This window comes from Pedobacter nutrimenti, assembly GCF_003208655.1.
GTDB classification, from domain to species: domain Bacteria; phylum Bacteroidota; class Bacteroidia; order Sphingobacteriales; family Sphingobacteriaceae; genus Pedobacter; species Pedobacter nutrimenti.
Genome location: NZ_QKLU01000001.1, coordinates 664,629 through 683,770, shown reverse-complemented (window position 1 = coordinate 683,770; position 19,142 = coordinate 664,629). Strand labels below are relative to the sequence as shown.

Genomic DNA, 19,142 nt, shown 5'->3' with positions numbered 1-19,142 from the left:
TAATTGATTGTGATTATTTTTCTTAATACCATAACTTTATATAGAAACACCAGCTATAGTAAAGTGTTCATTTAATACATAAAGTGATCAAAATGGAAAAAGAATCAAATGACATCAGTAAATGCCCGTTTCATAACGGCAGTATGAAACACAATGTTGGCGGTGGTGGGACCAGGAACCGCGATTGGTGGCCTAACCAATTGAAATTAAATATCCTGCGCCAGCACTCCGCACTGTCAGACCCAATGGGTAAAGATTTTAATTATACTGAAGCTTTTAAAAGCCTTGATCTGGAGGCGGTTAAAAAAGATCTTCATGCCTTGATGACCGATTCGCAGGACTGGTGGCCAGCGGATTTTGGACATTATGGTCCGCTTTTTATCCGTATGGCATGGCACAGCGCAGGTACTTATCGGGTTGGTGATGGCCGTGGTGGCGCCGGACAGGGGCTACAGCGTTTTGCTCCTTTAAACAGCTGGCCGGACAATGTGAGTTTAGATAAAGCCCGAAGATTGCTCTGGCCTATTAAACAAAAATATGGCAGGAAAATTTCCTGGGCGGATTTGCTGATCCTGACCGGTAACATTGCGTTGGAATCTATGGGCTTTAAAACATTTGGCTTTGCCGGCGGAAGGGAAGATGCTTGGGAACCGGGTGAGGACGTGTATTGGGGTTCGGAAAGGACCTGGCTTGGTGGCGACTTACGTTATGCGCACGGTTCAGAAGGTGCAGCAAAAGAGCACGGGGTACTGGTGTCGGATGATGATGCTGATGGTGATGTCCATTCCCGCAATCTGGAAAAACCGCTTGGAGCAGTACAGATGGGGCTTATATATGTAAATCCGGAAGGTCCCGATGGGAACCCGGATCCAATAGCCGCAGCCAGGGACATTCGCGACACTTTTGGCCGCATGGCGATGAATGATGAAGAAACCGTGGCGCTGATTGCAGGGGGACACAGCTTTGGCAAAACCCATGGCGCTGCTCCGGCAAGCCATGTGGGTAAAGAACCCGAGGCCGCAGGTCTGGAACAGCAAGGCTTGGGCTGGAGCAACAGTTATGGTTCGGGTAAGGGTGCCGATGCGATTACCAGCGGGCTTGAAGTGATCTGGACGACAACGCCTACTCAATGGAGCAATAATTTCTTCGAGAACCTTTTTGGATTTGAATGGCAGCTTTCCAAAAGTCCGGCAGGGGCACACCAATGGGTGGCCAAAAATGCAGAGTCAATTATTCCGGATGCCTTTGATGGTTCAAAGAAACATTTACCTACTATGCTGACAACAGATCTTTCTTTAAGGTTTGATCCGGCCTATGAAAAAATTTCCAGACGCTTTTTGGAAAACCCTGATGAATTTGCCGATGCCTTTGCGCGCGCATGGTTTAAATTAACCCATCGGGACATGGGGCCGCGGGCCCGTTACCTTGGTCCGGACGTTCCTCAGGAAGAATTGCTGTGGCAGGATCCCATACCAACTGTTGACCATGCATTGATTAGCGAAAATGAGGTTGCCACTTTAAAAGCACAAATATTGAATGCTGGTTTGGGTACCACTGAACTGGTGTCTGTGGCATGGGCATCGGCTGCCACTTTCCGAGGATCTGATAAACGTGGTGGTGCAAATGGTGCCCGCATTCGTCTGGCACCTCAAAAATACTGGAAAGTAAATCAACCGGCACAATTACAAAAGACCTTAGATGTATTGGAAAATATTCAGCACTCCTTCAATTCTAGCCAAACCGGGGATAAAAAAGTTTCTCTGGCCGATTTGATTGTATTGGCTGGTTGTGCGGGTGTCGAAAAAGCGGCGAAGGATGCAGGACATGCTGTTCAGGTGCCATTTACACCTGGCCGTATGGATGCCAGTCAGGAGCAAACAGATGTGGAATCAGTGGGTTATCTGGAACCTCTTGCCGATGGCTTTCGTAACTACCGGCAGTCAAAATTGCCTGTATCTACCGAAGAACTACTTATAGATAAGGCGAATTTGCTTACCCTAACTGCTCCTGAATTGACCGTTCTGGTTGGAGGTATGCGGACATTAAACGTAAATTTTGATGGTTCGGATATTGGTGTTTTTACCAAACGTCCGGGTTTACTGAGCAACGATTTTTTTGTCAATCTATTGGATATGAACATTGCATGGAAGGCAGCTTCTGAAGATAAGGAACTTTATGAAGGCAGTGACCGAAAAACCAATGAAGTAAAATGGAGGGGAAGCCGGGCTGATCTGGTTTTTGGTTCTAATTCGGAGTTAAGGGCTATTGCCGAGGTGTATGGAAGTGCGGATGCGCAGGATAAATTTGTTAAAGATTTTATTGCGGCCTGGAATAAAGTGATGAATCTGGACCGGTTTGACCTCGCCTGATTGAACCCTCATTAGGCGAATTTGATCAGAAAGGACACTGCTAGGCAGTGTCCTTTTTTGTAGGGTTTTTGAATTACAGCTGATTATAGTGTTTTAATCTTCTCTTTAGCCAGTGGACATTCTAATTTTTATTCAGGCGTTCCACAATTAAAGATGAAAAGCATTTGACCCCCGTCCGGATGCTTTCCTCATCGACCTGGAAATTAGGGGAGTGATTCATTGCAATAATACCTTTCTCCATATTGGAGCCTCCCAGAAAAAAATAAACACCAGGGACTTTTTGTTGAAAATAACTAAAGTCATCATTAAAATAAGGAACCTGACCATTGTCTGTAGTGATCACATCATTTCCGTAAATATTTTTAAGCGCCTTTATGGTTAGGTCTGTTAATTTTTCATTATTGACTACTGTTGGGTTTTCCTGCACAAATGAAACAGAAAGCAACTGGTTTTGGTAACCATTATTTTCGATCAGCTGTTTAACTTTAGGAATGATGTCTCCTAAATTGGCCAGTTTGGTCTCGTACATATAGGTTTCAAGGAAAAGAATATCATTTTTAGTATAAGTGCTAAAATTGTTGTCAGTGAACAGGTAATCTTTATAAATGGTGTTGGGATTGCTTAGCCCAATTTTTGGGTCAATCATATGTTGTATTTCCCAGGGTTTACTGCCTGGATTTAAACGGGATAAAGAAGTTTGGATTTTTTTTGTCAATTCTTTACTTTGTTCTTTTGATAAACCATTTTTTAATTGAATCCTTATCCTTTTTTGATAGGCAAACACTTCATTGGGCTTGACCATGATTTGCCCAACGGGAAGCGCACTTACATGTAGTGCATAGATTTCTTCGGGCTTTATTTTGGAAAATAGGCCGTCATTAATCATACCTTTTGCCCCGATAAAAGTTTCTTCTTCAGGCTGAAATATAAAATAGACCGTTCCTTTTAAAGATGCTTTATGTTTTGCAAGAACTTCGGCTATTCCCAAACCAATTGTCATATGGACATCGTGTCCACAGCCATGCTGAATGCCTTTATTTTGGGATTTAAAAGCTACAGGATCTGGGTAATTCTGTAGCAGGGCATCCATATCAGACCTCCAGGCAATCTTTTTCCCTTTTTTTTTACCTTTTAGAATACCAACCACACTATGCCCATAAATGGTTGTATCTACTTCAAGACCCAAATCCACTAAATATTGTTGTATAATTTTTTGCGTATTTATTTCTTTACCTGCGAGTTCGGGGTTTTCATGAAAACTCCGTCTTATTTTAATCAGTTTGTTAAAGATATGATCCGTTTCAAGTTTAATAGATTCGTGAATTAAGCTGTTTGTTGATTTTTGTGGCTTCAGTCCCTGCGCAAATGAGGTTAAAATGAAAAGTATAAAACACATGAATGTCAATGCAGATTTGTTCATAATATATAAGCCAATTGATTTAGACTGGCAACAATTAGACATACGAACGAGCCGGGCGGTTGCAAACCTGCACAAATCATTGACATCCAAAGGAAAAGATTGAACTAAAGCCTTGTTATGATGCCAATCTATCTGTGCAGATGTTGTTCCAATTGCTGTCCGGCAAGTTTAATGGCTTCAATTTTTTTTGCTGAGAATTTATCTGCAAAGACCAACCTGAAATGTTTGTCAAAAGCGCCTGAAAATGAAAAGGTATATCCCGGGGTAAACCTTATGCCAATTTTTTCGCACTGTTGGTAAAAATGTGGCACATCAGTAGTATCAGGCAATTTTACCCAAAGGTTATAACCTCCTGAAGGTGTTGCTATAACCGTTTTTTCTGGAAAGTATTCCGCTAATAAGCTGATGGCTAAGTAGGCATTTCTGGCTAGCTGCATTCTAAAAGCCCGGACATGCCGGTCATAGCTGCTAGTTGACAATAAACGGGTTATGGTTTCCTGATATACCGGTGAAACCGTACTCCCCATTGCAAATTTTATCTGTTCGGCACGCTGCGTAAATTTTCCTGCAGCTAACCAGCCCAGGCGTAATCCGGGAGCCAGTGTCTTTGCGTAAGAAGAATAGGAGAGCACCAGTCCGCTGTCATCCAAGCTTTTTATCGTTGAAGGCCTTAGCCCGCTGAAGTTCAGATCCCCATAAATGTCGTTTTCAATAATGGGGATGTGGTAGTGACGGGCAACAACAAGTAAATTTTGTTTTTGATCGTCGTTTAACGACAAACCTGTTGGGTTATGGAAATTTGGTGTGATAACGACTGCTTTAATGGTATTGTTTTGACAAGCCTTTTTCAAAAAATCGACATCAAAGCCAGTCCGGAGATCAACAGGAATTTCAATTACTTTTAGTTGCAGCACTTTTATTACTTCCAGTACCGAAAAAACGCAAGGACTTTCCAGTGCTATAACATCACCTGCATTACAAACAGAAGCTAAAGCAATGTAAAGGGCCTGTAAAGCGCCATCGGTAATCAGGAGTTCTGCGGGATCAATAATGGTCTGGTAAGCCACGGCCCGTTTAATGATCTGGTCCTTTAGTTCTATGGAACCGCCGGGGGGGTAATACCGCAATAAATTTGCACCCTGCGCCCTGATCACCTGCTGCATGGTTCTGAGTAGCAATTTTTGTGGTATCAACAGGTCTCCGGGAGCGGTTACATTAAATTCAGAAAACTTCTGCCCGGACCTCAGTGAAGTAGTTAACCCAAGATGATGTTTGAAAATGGCATCTCTTACCACCGGTAGTTTTTTTGTTTTTACCTGAGGGGCTGCGATGTCTGGTCTGCTGCGAACATAATAACCTGATTTTGGAATACTTTCTACCAGTCCGCGAATAACCAGGTGCTCATAACCATTTTGTATGGTGCTAATGCTGGTTTGATATTGATCTTTCAACTCACGGATAGAGGGCAGTTTCTGACCGGGTTTTAAAATACCTTCCCGGATTTGTTTTTCAATGACCGCAGTAAACACCTCAAATTTATATGTCCTCATATCTGTACTGATAATTTTTACAAAAATTGTACCTGTATGCCAAATCTAGGCAATTTAATATGGTACATAAAACTGATGCAAAAAGTAGATGAGTTTCATTAATGGTAAAGGAATAGATTTAATTAGAAATTTAATTGTAAATTGTTACGCAATTGTTATTTCACAATGAGTGTACATTCGGACAAAATCCAGCAGAATAAACCCAATAAAGAACCTGTTGCTGTTCAGAAAAGTAGCAGGGAAGGAGCTGCAGCTACCTTTACAGATGACAGACCGGAAGCCATTACGCAAAGGAAATTAAAGGAAGCGATGAACCAGAGCCCTGCTGTACAGCAGCTGAGGACTTATCAGGCATTAGCAGACAATTATGTAGGGGATAAAACCACTCAGCGAAAAGAAAAAGCTACACAAGGCCCTCCAATAAAAAGACCTGCACCTTTGCAAAAAGAACAGAACAGTACGGGTTTACCAGGCCACTTAAAAAAAGGAATCGAGCAGCTTTCAGGTATAGGTATGGATGAAGTGAAAGTTCATTATAATTCATCTAAACCTTCAGAATTACAGGCGCTTGCATATGCTAAAGGTACGGATATACACCTTGGCCCCGGACAGGAAAAATACCTTCCCCATGAGGCATGGCACGTTGTACAACAAAAACAAGGAAGGGTACAACCAACCCTGCAAATGAAAAACGACCTGATTAACAATGATCTGCATCTGGAGCGGGAAGCAGATGTAATGGGCGAAAGGGCATTACAGAAGATGGACAGCCATAGGACTGATATACCTTCGGCTGGCTGGTCCGGTGCTTATGGCGCAGGTGGAACTGTACAGTTGTATAGCGGAAAACTGGTCATCCAGCCAAATGGTTTTGTTGCAGCAGTGATTTCAGGAGAAGAAACCGGTGATATGAGTACCGACATGCTGCTTAAAATATTGCGCAGCCAGGTCAGAAAACTGGAATGGGAGGATGTAATTATCATAGCCCTTAAAGCATTTGATTACTCCGTTGGTAAACCGGCTGCAGATGGTTGGATTTCCTGGGCCTATTCGAAACTCTCCGGTGAGTTCATTAGTCAGGTAATGGCTTATGCATCACCGGTCTATACTGGTTTGCAAGGGCTTTACAGAATCTTTAAATTATTACCTGAACCTGTTCAGAATCTTATTGTTTTTGCGATGGGTAAGGGGATGCGTAAGTTTTTGGCCTGGATGGAGCCAAAGCTGTCCCCCGATAATGCAGAATGGATTATAGATACTGTTTTTGTTTCGGACCCGATGGCTTCCATGACCCTTCTGATGGAGTGGTTTAAAGGACTGACCAGCAGTCCTGCCTCATTTCTGTTTAACAAATGGAGGGCTTCTCCTTCATCTTCAGGCGCATCATCAGGAGCAGAAACGGTTAGCAGTACTGGCCCGGTTAAAGAAGAAAGCCCGCAACCCAAAATGGACACATTGTTTACCATGGATACGAGCATTCTTAAAATGCAATTGGGCAAACCAAAAGTACAGAAAGGGAAAAAAACGAAAGAGCTGCAGACCGCCAGTCCAGGCGGATTATCAGTTCCTTTTAATTTCAGTATCCATTTATTTGACAAAGATTTACAGGCCAAGAGTGGAAATGAGGTAATTCTTCCCTGGAATGGGGGTGTTTATTTGAATATCCCTTTAGCGCAGCTAACCATTAACGGAGAACTGGCCAATGTTTTTAAAATAGGTTCAGTGGTGGTAAGTAATCTGGTGGTTACCGACAAAGGGTTGCAGAGCCTTGGTATAGCGGTTAAAGACATTTCAATAGCGAACGGTACGGTAGAAATTGCCTCCATAGGGGGCCAGTGGAGCAAAGAGGAAGGGGTTGCCTGGGAGGCCAATGGGAAAGTAAATGCGTTAGGTCGTGAATTTCCCGTGGGCATGGGTTTGGTAATGGATAAAAATGGAAAGTTTAGCAAGGCTGATCTGAGTATTGCAGCATTGGGCCAGTTCCAGATTATTGATGGGGTGTTTTTTCTGGATAACCCTGCCTTCAGTGGAAAAGTTGCAAAAGGAGGTGCATTGGATCTCGCATTCTCAGGTACACCTAAAATAACCATAGCTGACCTGCTTTTCCAAACAGAGCAGTTGAAAATGGAATATAATAAGGCAGCAGGTAAAAAAGGAGAATTTAAGATATCGGCGAGTTCTTTGAGTTTGAAATACGGTAAGCTTGGCCTGGATGTGATTAATCCGGAGTTTAAAAGTAGCATTAAGCAGCTGCATGCTGATGAGGCCACCTTGAGTTATAAAAAATCAAACGAAGAGCCGACCAAAGAAGCTGGTTTGATGGAGAAAAGTACAAGTGCAGGTGATTTCACCTGGGCGGATATGCTGAAAGTGACTCCTGAGGGTTCCTTTACTGTACCGGAGCTCAGGATTATGGGAACTGCGCCCTTTATAAAAATGGGTAAACCAAGTGTAGCGAGTATTTCGTTGTCTATGATGGGCGTAAAAACAGAGCTTGATTTTAAGAATAAAAAAGGATCACTTGATGGTCAGTTTAAGCACGAAACCAAAATTCCTGTATTGTCTTTGCCCATTCCCATTATGCCAGGTTTGGAGGCCTTTGTGGATATCGATGTTGCCGCATCTATAGAAGCCATATTAAAAGGAGAATTAAGTAAACCCCATAAAGAACAACCACCATGGCATGCTAAAGGTAAAGCAGGGCTGAACGCAAGTGTATCTGCGACTTTATCGGCGGGTGTACAGGTAGGCAGCCAGTTGCTGATGGCAATTTCCGCAGGACTGTTTGCCAGGGGGAAGGGCGAATTCAAGAACGATTTTTCCATTAAAGGCGGGTTACAATTTATCAATACCAGCATTAAAACTGTTCCGGGAGATCCGATTAAAATATCGTACGAAATTGGCCCTGTGATTACCGCTGCCCTGGGTATACAAATTAAGGCAAAAGCACTACACGTGTACCAGAAGGTCTTGTATGAACGCGAATTTAAGCAATGGACATTAGGTAAATACCTGATGAAAGGGGATGTGACCTGGGATGGAGAAAAATGGGAGACACCAAGTCCTGAAGGAGGTTTTGATGAAAACAAACTCAATGATCCCAATTATAAGGACAAAGCCATTACAGACCAGGCCGAGTTACGGCAGGTACTTTTATCGGCGAAAGTTGCTGTTGTGGGAAGTTCAGAAATGCGCAAGGCCTTGGTGAAAAGTGTGATAGAGGATTATAAGCATAAGGATGAGGAGGTATACAAACAGCTGGATATGTATTCCAGGGAACTCGCTGAAATGAAAGGCAACCGGCACGATTTGAAGAGGGTGTTCCTGGGGTCGTTGCGCAACAGATCGGATATTGCCGAAATCGAAAAGAAAATAACGGATCTTGAAAAAATTGTGAATGCACTTCAGACAAATTACAGGGAAGTATTGTTAGTACTGGTAGATGTAGAGCGGGTATTGGATGCGCTCAATGAAGATCAACTGAACCTGGGCTTAGCTGATTTGAACGGGCAGCTCGAAAAGCTATATCGTGAGGGGCCTAAACTGACCCAAATCAAAGAAGGCACTTTAAATGTCGGCCAGTCTCTTAAAAAAACGGAATAGAAATGGGTTTCCCAAGAATTAAAAAAGGAAGTCATTTGCGACCTGTAAACGACTTCCTTTTTAGTGTTATTCTTTTACTTGCATAAAAAAACCAAGCATTTGTTCCAATGCCAGCTTGGAGTGCATCTTTTCGCCATTTTCTACACTTTCTTGTGTAGCTTCTGCCGCCCTTGTAATCATTTCTTTTTCAAAATGGGAAATGGCCGTTTTCAGGTCGGAAAATTGATTGCCAGTTAAACATGCGGCCAGTTCGAAGGCATCCTGCATGGCTACATTTGCGCCTTCACCTGCAAATGGCGGCATACGATGGGCGGCATCGCCAATCATCGTGAGGTTTTGCCGGCTTTCCCAGCTTTGGTCAAGTGGAAAATAGTATTGTGGGCGCAGGATGTAATTGACTTCATCACCTGAAAAGAATTCATGCCATTGCTCACTCCAGCTGTCAAATTCTTTTTTGAACCAGTTGTAAACCTGTTCTTTGTTCCTGAAATCAATACCGTTTTCTACTGTCCATTGTTCGGGTGCTTTAAAACTCGCCACAAACATCATAGAGCCATCGCCTTTTGTACCATATCCTATAAAATGCTCCCGTTCAAAGGCCATTACTTTGCCTCCCTTGGTAAATTCGAAAAGGTTTGGGGCGTTATTTTTAGCATCATAAATATTGCCCTCAATTAATGTAATACCCGAATAGATTGCTTTGGTATCGCTAAGGTAAGGACGAATTTTAGAATTGGCGCCATCAGCGGCAACCACGATATCTGCATATGCAGTACTGCCATTATTAAAATTTAAAATCCAGCCTTCATTTTGTTCTTCCATAGAAACAAAATGACTGTCCCATACTACTGTTCCTGGTTGCAGGGAGTTTAGCAGGATATCCCTCAGTGGGGCACGGTCAATTTCCGGACGGTCTTCTGTAATTGTTTTTACGTGGTCATGATCATCAAATTTTATGTTCAGGGCCCCGTCTACGATACGCATTTTTGATGCAACTGGACGATGGTGGGCGTAAAACTCCTCAGTCAAACCGGCACGTTTCATCGCCTCCAGGCCCGAACCTTCGTGTAAATCGAGGGTAGATCCCTGAACACGGACATCCCGGTTTACGTCTCTTTCGTATACATTAACTTCAATATTTTGCATTTGCAGAAGGCGGGCCAGTGTTAACCCGCTCATTCCACCGCCAACAATGGCGACTTTTTTATTTTGTAGTAACATCATTTTCTGTTTTAAACTTATGATGCAAAATTATTTTGAAGTGAGGGAGGATAATAGTATAAATCGGTCGTTTTTATTTTTGGATAACTCTTTAGGTACCACACCAGTAAATTTTTTTATCTCCTTAATGAAATGTGTCTGGTCGAAAAAGTGTTCTTCAGGAAAAAGTTTTCCTTGTGCAATGTGTTCCAGAGAAGCCCGAAAACGTAGAATGTTACAATAGGTTTTTAAGGAAAGACCAAACTGCTGATTGAAATAACGGTTAATTTGACGGCTGCTCCAAAAAACCTTTTCGGAAAGTTCTTTGACCGTCGCAGCGCCTTTTGAAGTGTAAATCAATTCAAATAGTTTTTGTTTGCGTTTATCAATTTCTTTAGGTAAAAGTGATTCAATTTTTTGGGTAGCCTTTTGCACAAAAGACTCAAAATGCTGCAGGTCGTTTTCCGAAAAGCCCCAAAAATCGGAGGAGAAAGTTTTACCATAATCCAGGATGTCTGAAATGGTTTCATGAAAAATATATTCTACCGCAAGCAATTTAAAACTAATGACAAACATGCGGGTATGCGCTGGTATAACAGCCTGATCATATTTCGTATTTAAACCAAGGAGCACAATACGGAAAGGGGCCGCTGCCGATTTGGCCAGGGATAAATCAATGCGACCATCTGGGAGTCCTGTTGTTTCTATATCCCGATCGCTCTGATTGCACAGAAACCAAAAGCTATCTACGAAGTCCGAGAGCGGTTTGCCGGGTTCTATAATTTTGTAGGTTAAATTTTGGTCCATCTGTCTGCCTTAAAGTGCTTCCCAAGAGTATTGATTTTAGCCTTTAACAAGGATTTAAAACCTCAACTCAAATTTAAGACTAAAGTTTAACAATTACATCAGACCAAAAATATACCATAAATGCATCTGTATCTTATTGTAAACACGTGTAATGTAGCTGTTTGTAATTATTCGTACGCGTACTTTTAAATACTCGTACCCATTTTTTAAAACAAATGAGTACGAGTGTTTTTACTCGGTCGCATGGCGTTACCCTCTTCCACATATTTGTATCGAAATAATTTTTAACCTAAAATACGATACAATGAAAACGTCATTAAAACTTTTAGCAGGGCTATTATTAATAAGCAATTTTTCTTTTGGACAAACCTTTACCAAAAAAATTGATTCCATTATAAAGGATAACTATAAAAAAAATCCAGAGGTGGGCATCAGTGTTGGTTTTATCAATAACAATGAAGCATATTATACGGCCTATGGTCAGTTAAATGCAGACACTGGAATGGCAATTAACAAAAATTCCATATTTGAAATCGCATCGATTACTAAAATTTTAACTTCAAATTTAATCGCCCAAGCGGTTGCAGAGCATAGGATTAAACTTGATGATTATATCGACGGTTTCCTGCCAAAGGGTTACGTTTTAAATGAAAACCTTAAGAATAAAATAAAAATTTCAGACCTGGCATCTCATCAATCTGGTTTGCCAGACATAGATTTTGGAAAATTAATAGAACAAAATCCGCAACAACCTTTAACCGGAGTCAATGAAGAAACATTGATCACTATAATTAATAATTGTACTGAGCTAAAAGATTATGGCAAGTATCGTTATTCTACAATTGGGTATACCTTACTGGGACAGATCTTGGAAAAACTGTATAACAAAAGTTATGATGAAATTATAAGAAAAAAAATCATAACACCATTAAAGATGACAAATACGCTAACAAAAGATTTTAATGTACAAAACAGGACAGCAGGCCATAATCCAAATGGTGGTACGCAGGAATTTTTCAACTGGAATGTTACAGCACCTGCCGGATTGATAAAATCCAATACTTCTGACATGATTACCTTTTTAAAAGCGGTTTTAGATAAAAAAACTGCAATTGGAAAAGCAGCCATCCTGACCGAAAAAACCTTCTACAAAGATAAAAACAGAGAAATGGGCTTAGGGACAAACATTGTAGCTGATGATAAAAACACGATTTATTTGAAATCAGGAGATTCTATGGGACAGTCTTCAATTATATTTTATAACAGGGAAAAAAATTGGGGTGTAATCATACTTCTAAACCAAAGAAATTCTAAAATGAGACAAAACTTGTTGACTGCAGTTTATGAGACCGTATTGAAATAGACGGACAAGGGGAGGGACAAATCAAATTCTTTAATAGTTCTTAGCAACAAAAGCTTCAATGTAAATTGAGGCTTTTGTTGATTCCGCTGGAATAAACATTTTAGTCGAAAACAAGGGGTATTAAATGTTTGTAAGATTTTGGGGGTAGTAGACAATTATGTGGATTACTTTGTACATTACACTCTTTGAGATGAAACGATCAAATGAGGAATAAAATTCAACTTTTAACAAACTGACTGGATGAACAAATTAATTTTAATCCTGTTATGGATCAATATACTGGTCAGCCAGTCTAAGGCCCAGGTCAATCTTGAAAAACCTTTTAAGGATTGTAAGATCAAAGGAAGTATCACCATATATGATTTAAAGGAGAAAAAATGGATATCCAGTGATATTGCAGATAGCAATAAACCGAGTTTACCGGCCTCGACCTTTAAAATTATAAATACGCTGATCGCTCTTGAAACAGGTATCGCTGTTGATGAAAACCAAATAATCAAATGGCCGGGCTCAACAGATACCTTGAAATACGGCTATCGCCCGGATATTTATCATGATATGAGCATGAAGGATGCTTTTAGGCTGTCAGCAGGTTGGGCATATGTTGAAATGGCGAAGAAAATCGGTAAAGAAAGATATAAAAAATACCTTGAAGCCAGTAAATATGGCAATGCAGATCTTTCAGTAAATGACCCTGACTTTTGGAATTTTGGAGATTTTTCGATTTCTCCCGTTAACCAGGTAGAAATATTGCGTGGTGTTTATGAAGAAAGCCTGCCTTTTAAAAAAAGTTCTTTTGGAATACTCAAAAAAATGATGATTGAAACAAAAACCAAAGACTATACCATAAGGGCTAAAACAGGGTGGACAAGAGATAGAGGCAAAGACACAGGGTGGTGGATTGGATATGTGGAGCGTAAAGGAAATGTATATTTTTTTGCAACACGTTTGATTAAAGACATGGCAGATATTAACCTGGGATTCGGTAAGTGCAGAAAGGAAATTACAATGAAAATTTTCAGGGAGCTACATATTCTGTAGTGTATAAAAAACCAAAATAAAGTTAATTATTCTTGAAAACAGCATGAAATTTATAAAACTATATTCTTTAGTTACGATCGCAAGCCTAGTTTTACTGGTTTCTTTTAAGCCCGGATCATCCAAAATAATCCGGGAAGATTTTAAAAGATTCTATGATAAATATAAAGTAAATGGTTCATTCATTATGTATGACCAAAAGAATGACCGATATACTATATATAACCAAGAGCAAATAGTTGAGCCATTTACACCAGCCTCTACTTTTAAAATATGCAATTCATTGGTGTCCTTAGAAACTGGATTTGTTAAAGACGAACATGCCATTCTTAAATGGGATGGAAAGGAACGTCAGCTTCCGGCATGGAATAAAGATACAGACATGAAAAATGCATTTAAAAATTCTACAGTTTGGTATTACCAGGAGTTGGCAAGACATGTAGGTGAAGATAGGATGAAGAGCTGGTTAGAGAAGGCCAGGTATGGTAACGCTGATATCGCAGGAGGCATTGATGCTTTTTGGTTGTCTGGAAAACTTAGGATTAGCCCCAATGAACAAATTGATTTTTTGAGGAGACTTCATGACAACAAACTTCCTTTCTCAAAGCGATCAATGAATATTGTAAAGGACATTATGATTGTTAAAGATACCTTAGGTTCTGTTATGAGAGGAAAACCAGGTTTAGGTAAACAAGATCAACAATATGTTGGTTGGTATGTAGGGTATATTACAACCAGGGATAATGTCTATTACTTTTCAAATTGCATCCAATCAACCGATAAAAACCCCGATTTTGGAAAAGCCAGATTTGATATTTTAAGTGATATTCTTAATGAATTGGAAATCTTAAAGAAAAAGGGCAAAGATTGAAATAGATTTTTTTGTTTGATCAGGAATTCTACCTCAATTTAATTATTGTAATTCTATATCTTCGGCTTAACTTAGCATTACTACTGAATGGAAATAGTTTTTAGACCAGGTATAAGTGAGGATAAAAATAAGCTTCAACAGTTAGGCTTAAAATCTTACGGGTAATTTAAATCGATATTAAGTCCGGAAGGCTGGAATAAAATGCATGGTTTTCTGACTGCCCAAAATTCCTATATAGATGTGGGATTGTCCTGCTGGTGTGGTCAATAAAATCCATCAGGTAAAATGTCGCTCAAAATGATGTAAGTTATATACGGAATTATGTAAATTTAATTTTGCGTTCATGGACTAGATTTGTATAGTCATGAAAAGTAAAGCCGTATTTCTGTTGGTCCTATTTTTACTCCACACCCTTGTGGGCTTCGGCTGTGCTTTGGGAATGGAGCCTAGCGGCCATAAAGATCATGACCATGACCATGCGCATGCACACGTGCATGAGCACAAAACGGCCCCTGTATCCGGCTTGAATATTTCAAAACAAGATCCTTGCTGTAAAAATTTAGTCAATGATCTGGTCGCTCAAAGCAAACTGGTTCCTGAAAGTGGTAAAGTGCAGGTGGTTTTACCAGTCTTATGGCTGCCTGATTATTCTTATTCTTTAGGGGTTCGGGTAGCAAGTACTGAACTTAAGGAGAACATCTTTGCAGATCAGAAGGAGCGGCCGCCCAACAGGGATATCCGCATAGTGATTCAAAGTTTTCAGATATAAGATTTAATGTTTTGCCAGGGCGCTGTTAGGGCTCCAGGCGCACAAAGACATGTACATGGTTATTGCCATGTGCGGAAATAAGTATAAACATTAAATAATTACACCATGAAAAAGATATTTTTAATCATTGCTTTAGTGGCAACTGTATCGATCAAGCCAGGTTTTGCTCAAAGCAACCAGGCAACAACTTTATTAACCACCTATTACGACATCAAAAATGCACTGGTAAACGCCGATGCAACTCTGGCAGCGTCTAAAGCGGGCGAATTTTCTAAAACATTAGGTAGTATAAATATGAAATCCATGCCTGCAGCAGAAATGACTGCTTTTATGGGGCTTCAGGACAAACTCGCATTTGATGCCAAACACATCTCAGAAACAAAAGATATTGCTCACCAAAGAGAACATTTTGCTAATTTTTCTGCCAATCTTTTTAAACTGGCCAAAGCTGTAAAGCTGACTAATGAGGCCATTTATTATGATTATTGCCCAATGAAAAAGAGTTATTGGCTATCTGATAACCCAGCCATCAAAAACCCTTATTTCGGTAAACAGATGCTCACCTGCGGCTCAGTTAAGGAAACTTTAAAGTAATTCTGTTTGTTAATTGTACAGCTTCCTATTTATTTGGTGGGGCCGGCTGTACAATTGACTTCAGGGTATATTAAATCATTCTGCTACAGGCGAAGCCTATGCGCTGTATTCCTTGAGCAGGTTATTCATCATTAAAAATATTTTTATTAAAAAATACAATGAAAACATTAATTTATAGCCTCGTTTTTTCTTTATTATTTCTAGCCGCCTGTTCTAACGGAGGTCAAAAAACTCAAACCGCTGCTACATCGGTTTCCTCAGAAAAAGGAAGTTCTGCTGCAGCAATATTAAATGCATACCTAAAGCTAAAAAACGCCTTTACAGCTGACAATGATAAAGATGCAGCTGCTGCCGGAAAAGAAATGGTTGTGGCCTTTGCAGCTTTCGATAAAAAATCCTTAACACCCCAGCAGGATAAAGCATATAGTGACATATATGATGATGCTAAAGAACATGCCGAACACATAGGGTCCAATGCCGGAAATATTATACATCAACGTGAACATTTCGATATGTTGAGCAAGGATATGTACGATTTGGTTAAATTACTTGGAAGTCCTCAACTTTTGTATGTTGACCAATGTCCAATGTACAATAACGATAAAGGGGCAATCTGGTTAAGCGAAGTAAAGGACATTAAAAATCCTTATATGGGAAAAACCATGCCGACTTGCGGTTCGCTTAAAGAGGAGTTGAAACCATAAAAATGAAAGGCATAAAGAAAATATCGCTGGGATTATTGGTGGTTTTTATAATGATACAGCTTATACAACCTGCCCGCAATCAAAGCGGGCAGGTTATGCCCAATGACATTTCTAAAGTACTTGCCATGCCGGAAGAAGTTCAGGGAATTTTAAAAAAAGCCTGTTATGACTGCCACAGCAATCATACAGATTATCCATGGTACGGTTATATACAGCCTATACATTGGTTTATGAATGCCCACATACAATCTGCGAAACAGCAGTTAAATTTTAATGAATTTGGCAGCTACAGTCCAAGAAAACAGCAAAATAAATTACGTTCTGTGGAGAATAGTCTAAAAGAAGGCACAATGCCTTTATCTTCTTATACGCTGATCCATAGAAATGCTGTTTTGAGTGATGCAGAAAAGAAGATAATGATAAACTGGGCCCAGGATTCAAAAGATAGCTTAAACAAAAGAATCTCTAACTGATCTGATCACTAAAGAAATGAAGCCATCACCAGGACACCTACAGAAAACAAAAAACGGGTTACCGATCGCTTCATCACCAAAAAACAAATCATAAAGTTATGAAAAACATATTAACGGCCTTTCTATTGATTCTTTATACTGTAGCCTCTGCTCAGGACAAGAAGGAAATGAAAGTGCCACCACGCACCGTTCGTTACGATCTCTACGTTGCAGATACAACGGTAACCTATGGAAAAAAAACGAAAAGGGCAATTGCTGTAAATGGGCAAATACCTATGCCGACATTAACTTTTACTGAAGGAGATACGGCATTGATCTATGTGCACAATAAACTGAATGAAGAGACCTCTTTACACTGGCATGGCTTGTTTTTGCCAAATAAAATGGATGGGGTTCCCTTTCTTACACAAATGCCGATTAAGCCTCATTCTACCTATGTATATAAGTTTCCCATCGTTCAGCATGGTACACACTGGTATCATAGCCATAGCGAATTGCAGGAACAAATTGGTATGTATGGCGCGTTCATTATCAACAAAAAGAAAGAATGGGATATTCCAACTGTTCCTATAGTGATCAGCGAGTGGACCGATATGAAACCGGAAGAGGTTCACCGGCGCCTGAAAAATGCCGACGATTGGTTTGCCATTCAAAAAGGCACGACCCAAAGTTATGCAGAGGCCATTGGAACAGGCCACTTTAAAACAAAACTAAGCAACGAGTGGAAACGGATGAACGCCATGGATGTAAGTGATGTGTACTATGACACATTTTTGATTAATGGGAAGAACCAGAATGTTCAGCCACAGTTTAAGGCAGGCGATAAGGTGAGGTTAAGGATTGCCAATGGTGGGGCATCGGATTATTTCTGGCTGAGTTATTCAGGTGGTAAAATAACTGTAGTTGCTACAGATGGAAATGATGTGGAACCAGTTGAAGTGGACAGGCTGATTATAGCGGTGTCTGAAACCTATGATGTGGTGGTGACCATTCCCGAAAATAAAAGTTATGAGTTTTTAGTTACACCCGAAGACCGGACCAAATCGGCATCACTTTGGTTGGGCAGGGGAGAGAAAGTCTCAGCGAAGAAGCTGCCAAAGTTGAAATACTTTGCAGGAATGAAAATGATGAATGACATGATGGATATGGGTGGTAACATGGTGGAAATGGAAGGTATGAAGATGCAGAACCAGGTCATGGATATGAACACGGTCATGTACCCAGAAGTAACAGGCGAAGAACACCGTAAAGGGAAAGCAAAAAAAGCCGAAATGCCTGGTATGCAGATGCCAAATGATCAAAGCATGGCTGGAATGAATATGGGAACCGACAACTCTGATATCGTTACTTTGAACTATGCGATGCTCCGTGCCCCGAAGAAAACGACTTTGCCGGCTGGTCCATGGAAAGAATTGAAATTTGACCTTACGGGTAATATGAACCGTTATGTGTGGACTTTGGACAACAAGACGGTTTCGGAAAGCGATAAAATCCTGATAAAAAAAGGTGAAAACGTAAGGATCATTTTATACAACAACAGTATGATGCGTCACCCAATGCACCTGCACGGGCATGACTTCAGGTTGGTTAACGGGCAAGGTGAGTATGCACCAATGAAAAATATCATTGACATTATGCCAATGGAGCGGGATACGATCGAATTTGCGGCAAGGGAACCTGGCGGCGATTGGTTTTTTCATTGCCATATTCTTTACCATATGATGAGCGGTATGGGTCGGGTATTCAGCTATGAAAACTCAGCGCCCAATCCCGAAATTCCTAATCCTAAATTGGCCCAGCGCAAATTGTTTAGTGATGACAGGGAATTTCATCCCATGGCCAGAATTGGAATTGAAAGCAATGGCAGTGACGGACAGATCATGCTGGCCAATACCCGGTACCGGTTTACAACCGAATGGCGGGTTGGTTTTGATAAAGAGATGGGCTATGAAACTGAAAGTCATTTTGGAAGATACTTGGGAAGAAATCAATGGCTTTTCCCATACATAGGCTGGGACTTTAGAAAGAGGACCATAGATCCTTCAGACAAGAATATTTTCGGGCAATCTGTAGCACCGGGAGATAATCTTTTCGGACAGCGAAACACCAAAAACTTCAGGCAGGTGTTTCATTTGGGCCTGCAGTATACTTTACCCATGCTGATTGTAGCAGATGCATCTGTTGATCATAAAGGAAATGTGAGGTTCCAGCTGAGCAGGGAAGATATTCCGGTATCCAGCAGACTTCGTTTTCAATTTATGGTCAATACAGATAAAGAATATATGGCTGGTTTGAGATATATTGTTACAAAATATTTTGGACTATCTACCCACTATGACAGCGACATGGGCTATGGCGCTGGGCTAACATTGAATTATTAA

14 protein-coding genes are annotated in these 19,142 nt (G+C 40.5%); 10 read left to right on the top strand and 4 right to left on the bottom strand.

Going from position 1 to position 19,142, the window contains the following annotated elements:
• Nucleotides 1-92: 92 nt before the first annotated feature.
• Nucleotides 93-2,369 (top strand): catalase/peroxidase HPI, encoded by a 2,277-nt coding sequence (katG, locus tag B0O44_RS02785; protein ID WP_110827161.1) that lies wholly within the window; start codon nt 93-95, stop codon nt 2,367-2,369.
• Nucleotides 2,370-2,490: 121 nt separating this feature from the next.
• On the opposite strand, the gene B0O44_RS02780 is transcribed toward katG, so the two are convergent.
• Both B0O44_RS02780 and B0O44_RS02775 read right to left on the bottom strand, forming a co-directional pair.
• Nucleotides 2,491-3,789 carry a M20 metallopeptidase family protein gene (locus B0O44_RS02780; protein WP_245943544.1) on the bottom strand — a complete coding sequence of 433 codons (1,299 nt, stop codon included), beginning with the start codon at nt 3,787-3,789 and terminating at the stop codon, nt 2,491-2,493.
• Nucleotides 3,790-3,917: 128 nt separating this feature from the next.
• Nucleotides 3,918-5,339, bottom strand: a complete 1,422-nt coding sequence (locus B0O44_RS02775) for an aminotransferase-like domain-containing protein (protein WP_110827159.1) — start codon at nt 5,337-5,339, stop codon at nt 3,918-3,920.
• A 165-nt stretch (nt 5,340-5,504) separates the two neighbouring features.
• On the opposite strand from B0O44_RS02775, the gene B0O44_RS02770 reads away from it, so the two are divergent.
• Nucleotides 5,505-8,942: an eCIS core domain-containing protein gene (locus B0O44_RS02770; RefSeq protein ID WP_110827158.1), complete on the top strand. Its 3,438-nt coding sequence runs from the start codon at nt 5,505-5,507 to the stop codon at nt 8,940-8,942.
• Nucleotides 8,943-9,008: 66 nt separating this feature from the next.
• Here the strand turns inward: B0O44_RS02770 and B0O44_RS02765 are convergent, their stop codons facing one another.
• Together B0O44_RS02765 and B0O44_RS02760 are read right to left on the bottom strand one after the other, a co-directional pair.
• Nucleotides 9,009-10,166 (bottom strand): FAD-dependent oxidoreductase, encoded by a 1,158-nt coding sequence (locus B0O44_RS02765; protein ID WP_245943542.1) that lies wholly within the window; start codon nt 10,164-10,166, stop codon nt 9,009-9,011.
• 27 nt (nt 10,167-10,193) lie between these two features.
• Entirely contained in the window at nt 10,194-10,949 is a 756-nt protein-coding gene (locus B0O44_RS02760) for a helix-turn-helix domain-containing protein (RefSeq protein WP_110827156.1), read from the bottom strand.
• Between the two features lie 304 nt (nt 10,950-11,253).
• Between B0O44_RS02760 and B0O44_RS02755 the strand changes: the two genes are divergently transcribed.
• The 8 genes from B0O44_RS02755 (at nt 11,254) to B0O44_RS02720 (ending at nt 19,142) form a co-directional block, all read left to right on the top strand.
• Nucleotides 11,254-12,312: a serine hydrolase domain-containing protein gene (locus B0O44_RS02755; RefSeq protein WP_110827155.1), complete on the top strand. Its 1,059-nt coding sequence runs from the start codon at nt 11,254-11,256 to the stop codon at nt 12,310-12,312.
• A 240-nt stretch (nt 12,313-12,552) separates the two neighbouring features.
• Nucleotides 12,553-13,353 carry a penicillin-binding transpeptidase domain-containing protein gene (locus tag B0O44_RS02750; protein ID WP_110827154.1) on the top strand — a complete coding sequence of 267 codons (801 nt, stop codon included), beginning with the start codon at nt 12,553-12,555 and terminating at the stop codon, nt 13,351-13,353.
• 43 nt (nt 13,354-13,396) lie between these two features.
• Nucleotides 13,397-14,221, top strand: a complete 825-nt coding sequence (blaOXA, locus tag B0O44_RS02745) for a class D beta-lactamase (RefSeq protein WP_110827153.1) — start codon at nt 13,397-13,399, stop codon at nt 14,219-14,221.
• A 364-nt stretch (nt 14,222-14,585) separates the two neighbouring features.
• Nucleotides 14,586-14,990 carry a hypothetical protein gene (locus tag B0O44_RS02740; RefSeq protein ID WP_110827152.1) on the top strand — a complete coding sequence of 135 codons (405 nt, stop codon included), beginning with the start codon at nt 14,586-14,588 and terminating at the stop codon, nt 14,988-14,990.
• Nucleotides 14,991-15,095: 105 nt separating this feature from the next.
• Nucleotides 15,096-15,584, top strand: coding sequence for a DUF3347 domain-containing protein (locus B0O44_RS02735; RefSeq protein ID WP_245943541.1), 489 nt, complete (start codon nt 15,096-15,098; stop codon nt 15,582-15,584).
• Between the two features lie 158 nt (nt 15,585-15,742).
• Nucleotides 15,743-16,288 carry a DUF3347 domain-containing protein gene (locus tag B0O44_RS02730; protein WP_110827151.1) on the top strand — a complete coding sequence of 182 codons (546 nt, stop codon included), beginning with the start codon at nt 15,743-15,745 and terminating at the stop codon, nt 16,286-16,288.
• A 2-nt stretch (nt 16,289-16,290) separates the two neighbouring features.
• Nucleotides 16,291-16,761 (top strand): heme-binding domain-containing protein, encoded by a 471-nt coding sequence (locus tag B0O44_RS02725; protein ID WP_110827150.1) that lies wholly within the window; start codon nt 16,291-16,293, stop codon nt 16,759-16,761.
• Between the two features lie 98 nt (nt 16,762-16,859).
• Nucleotides 16,860-19,142 (top strand): multicopper oxidase domain-containing protein, encoded by a 2,283-nt coding sequence (locus B0O44_RS02720; RefSeq protein WP_110827149.1) that lies wholly within the window; start codon nt 16,860-16,862, stop codon nt 19,140-19,142.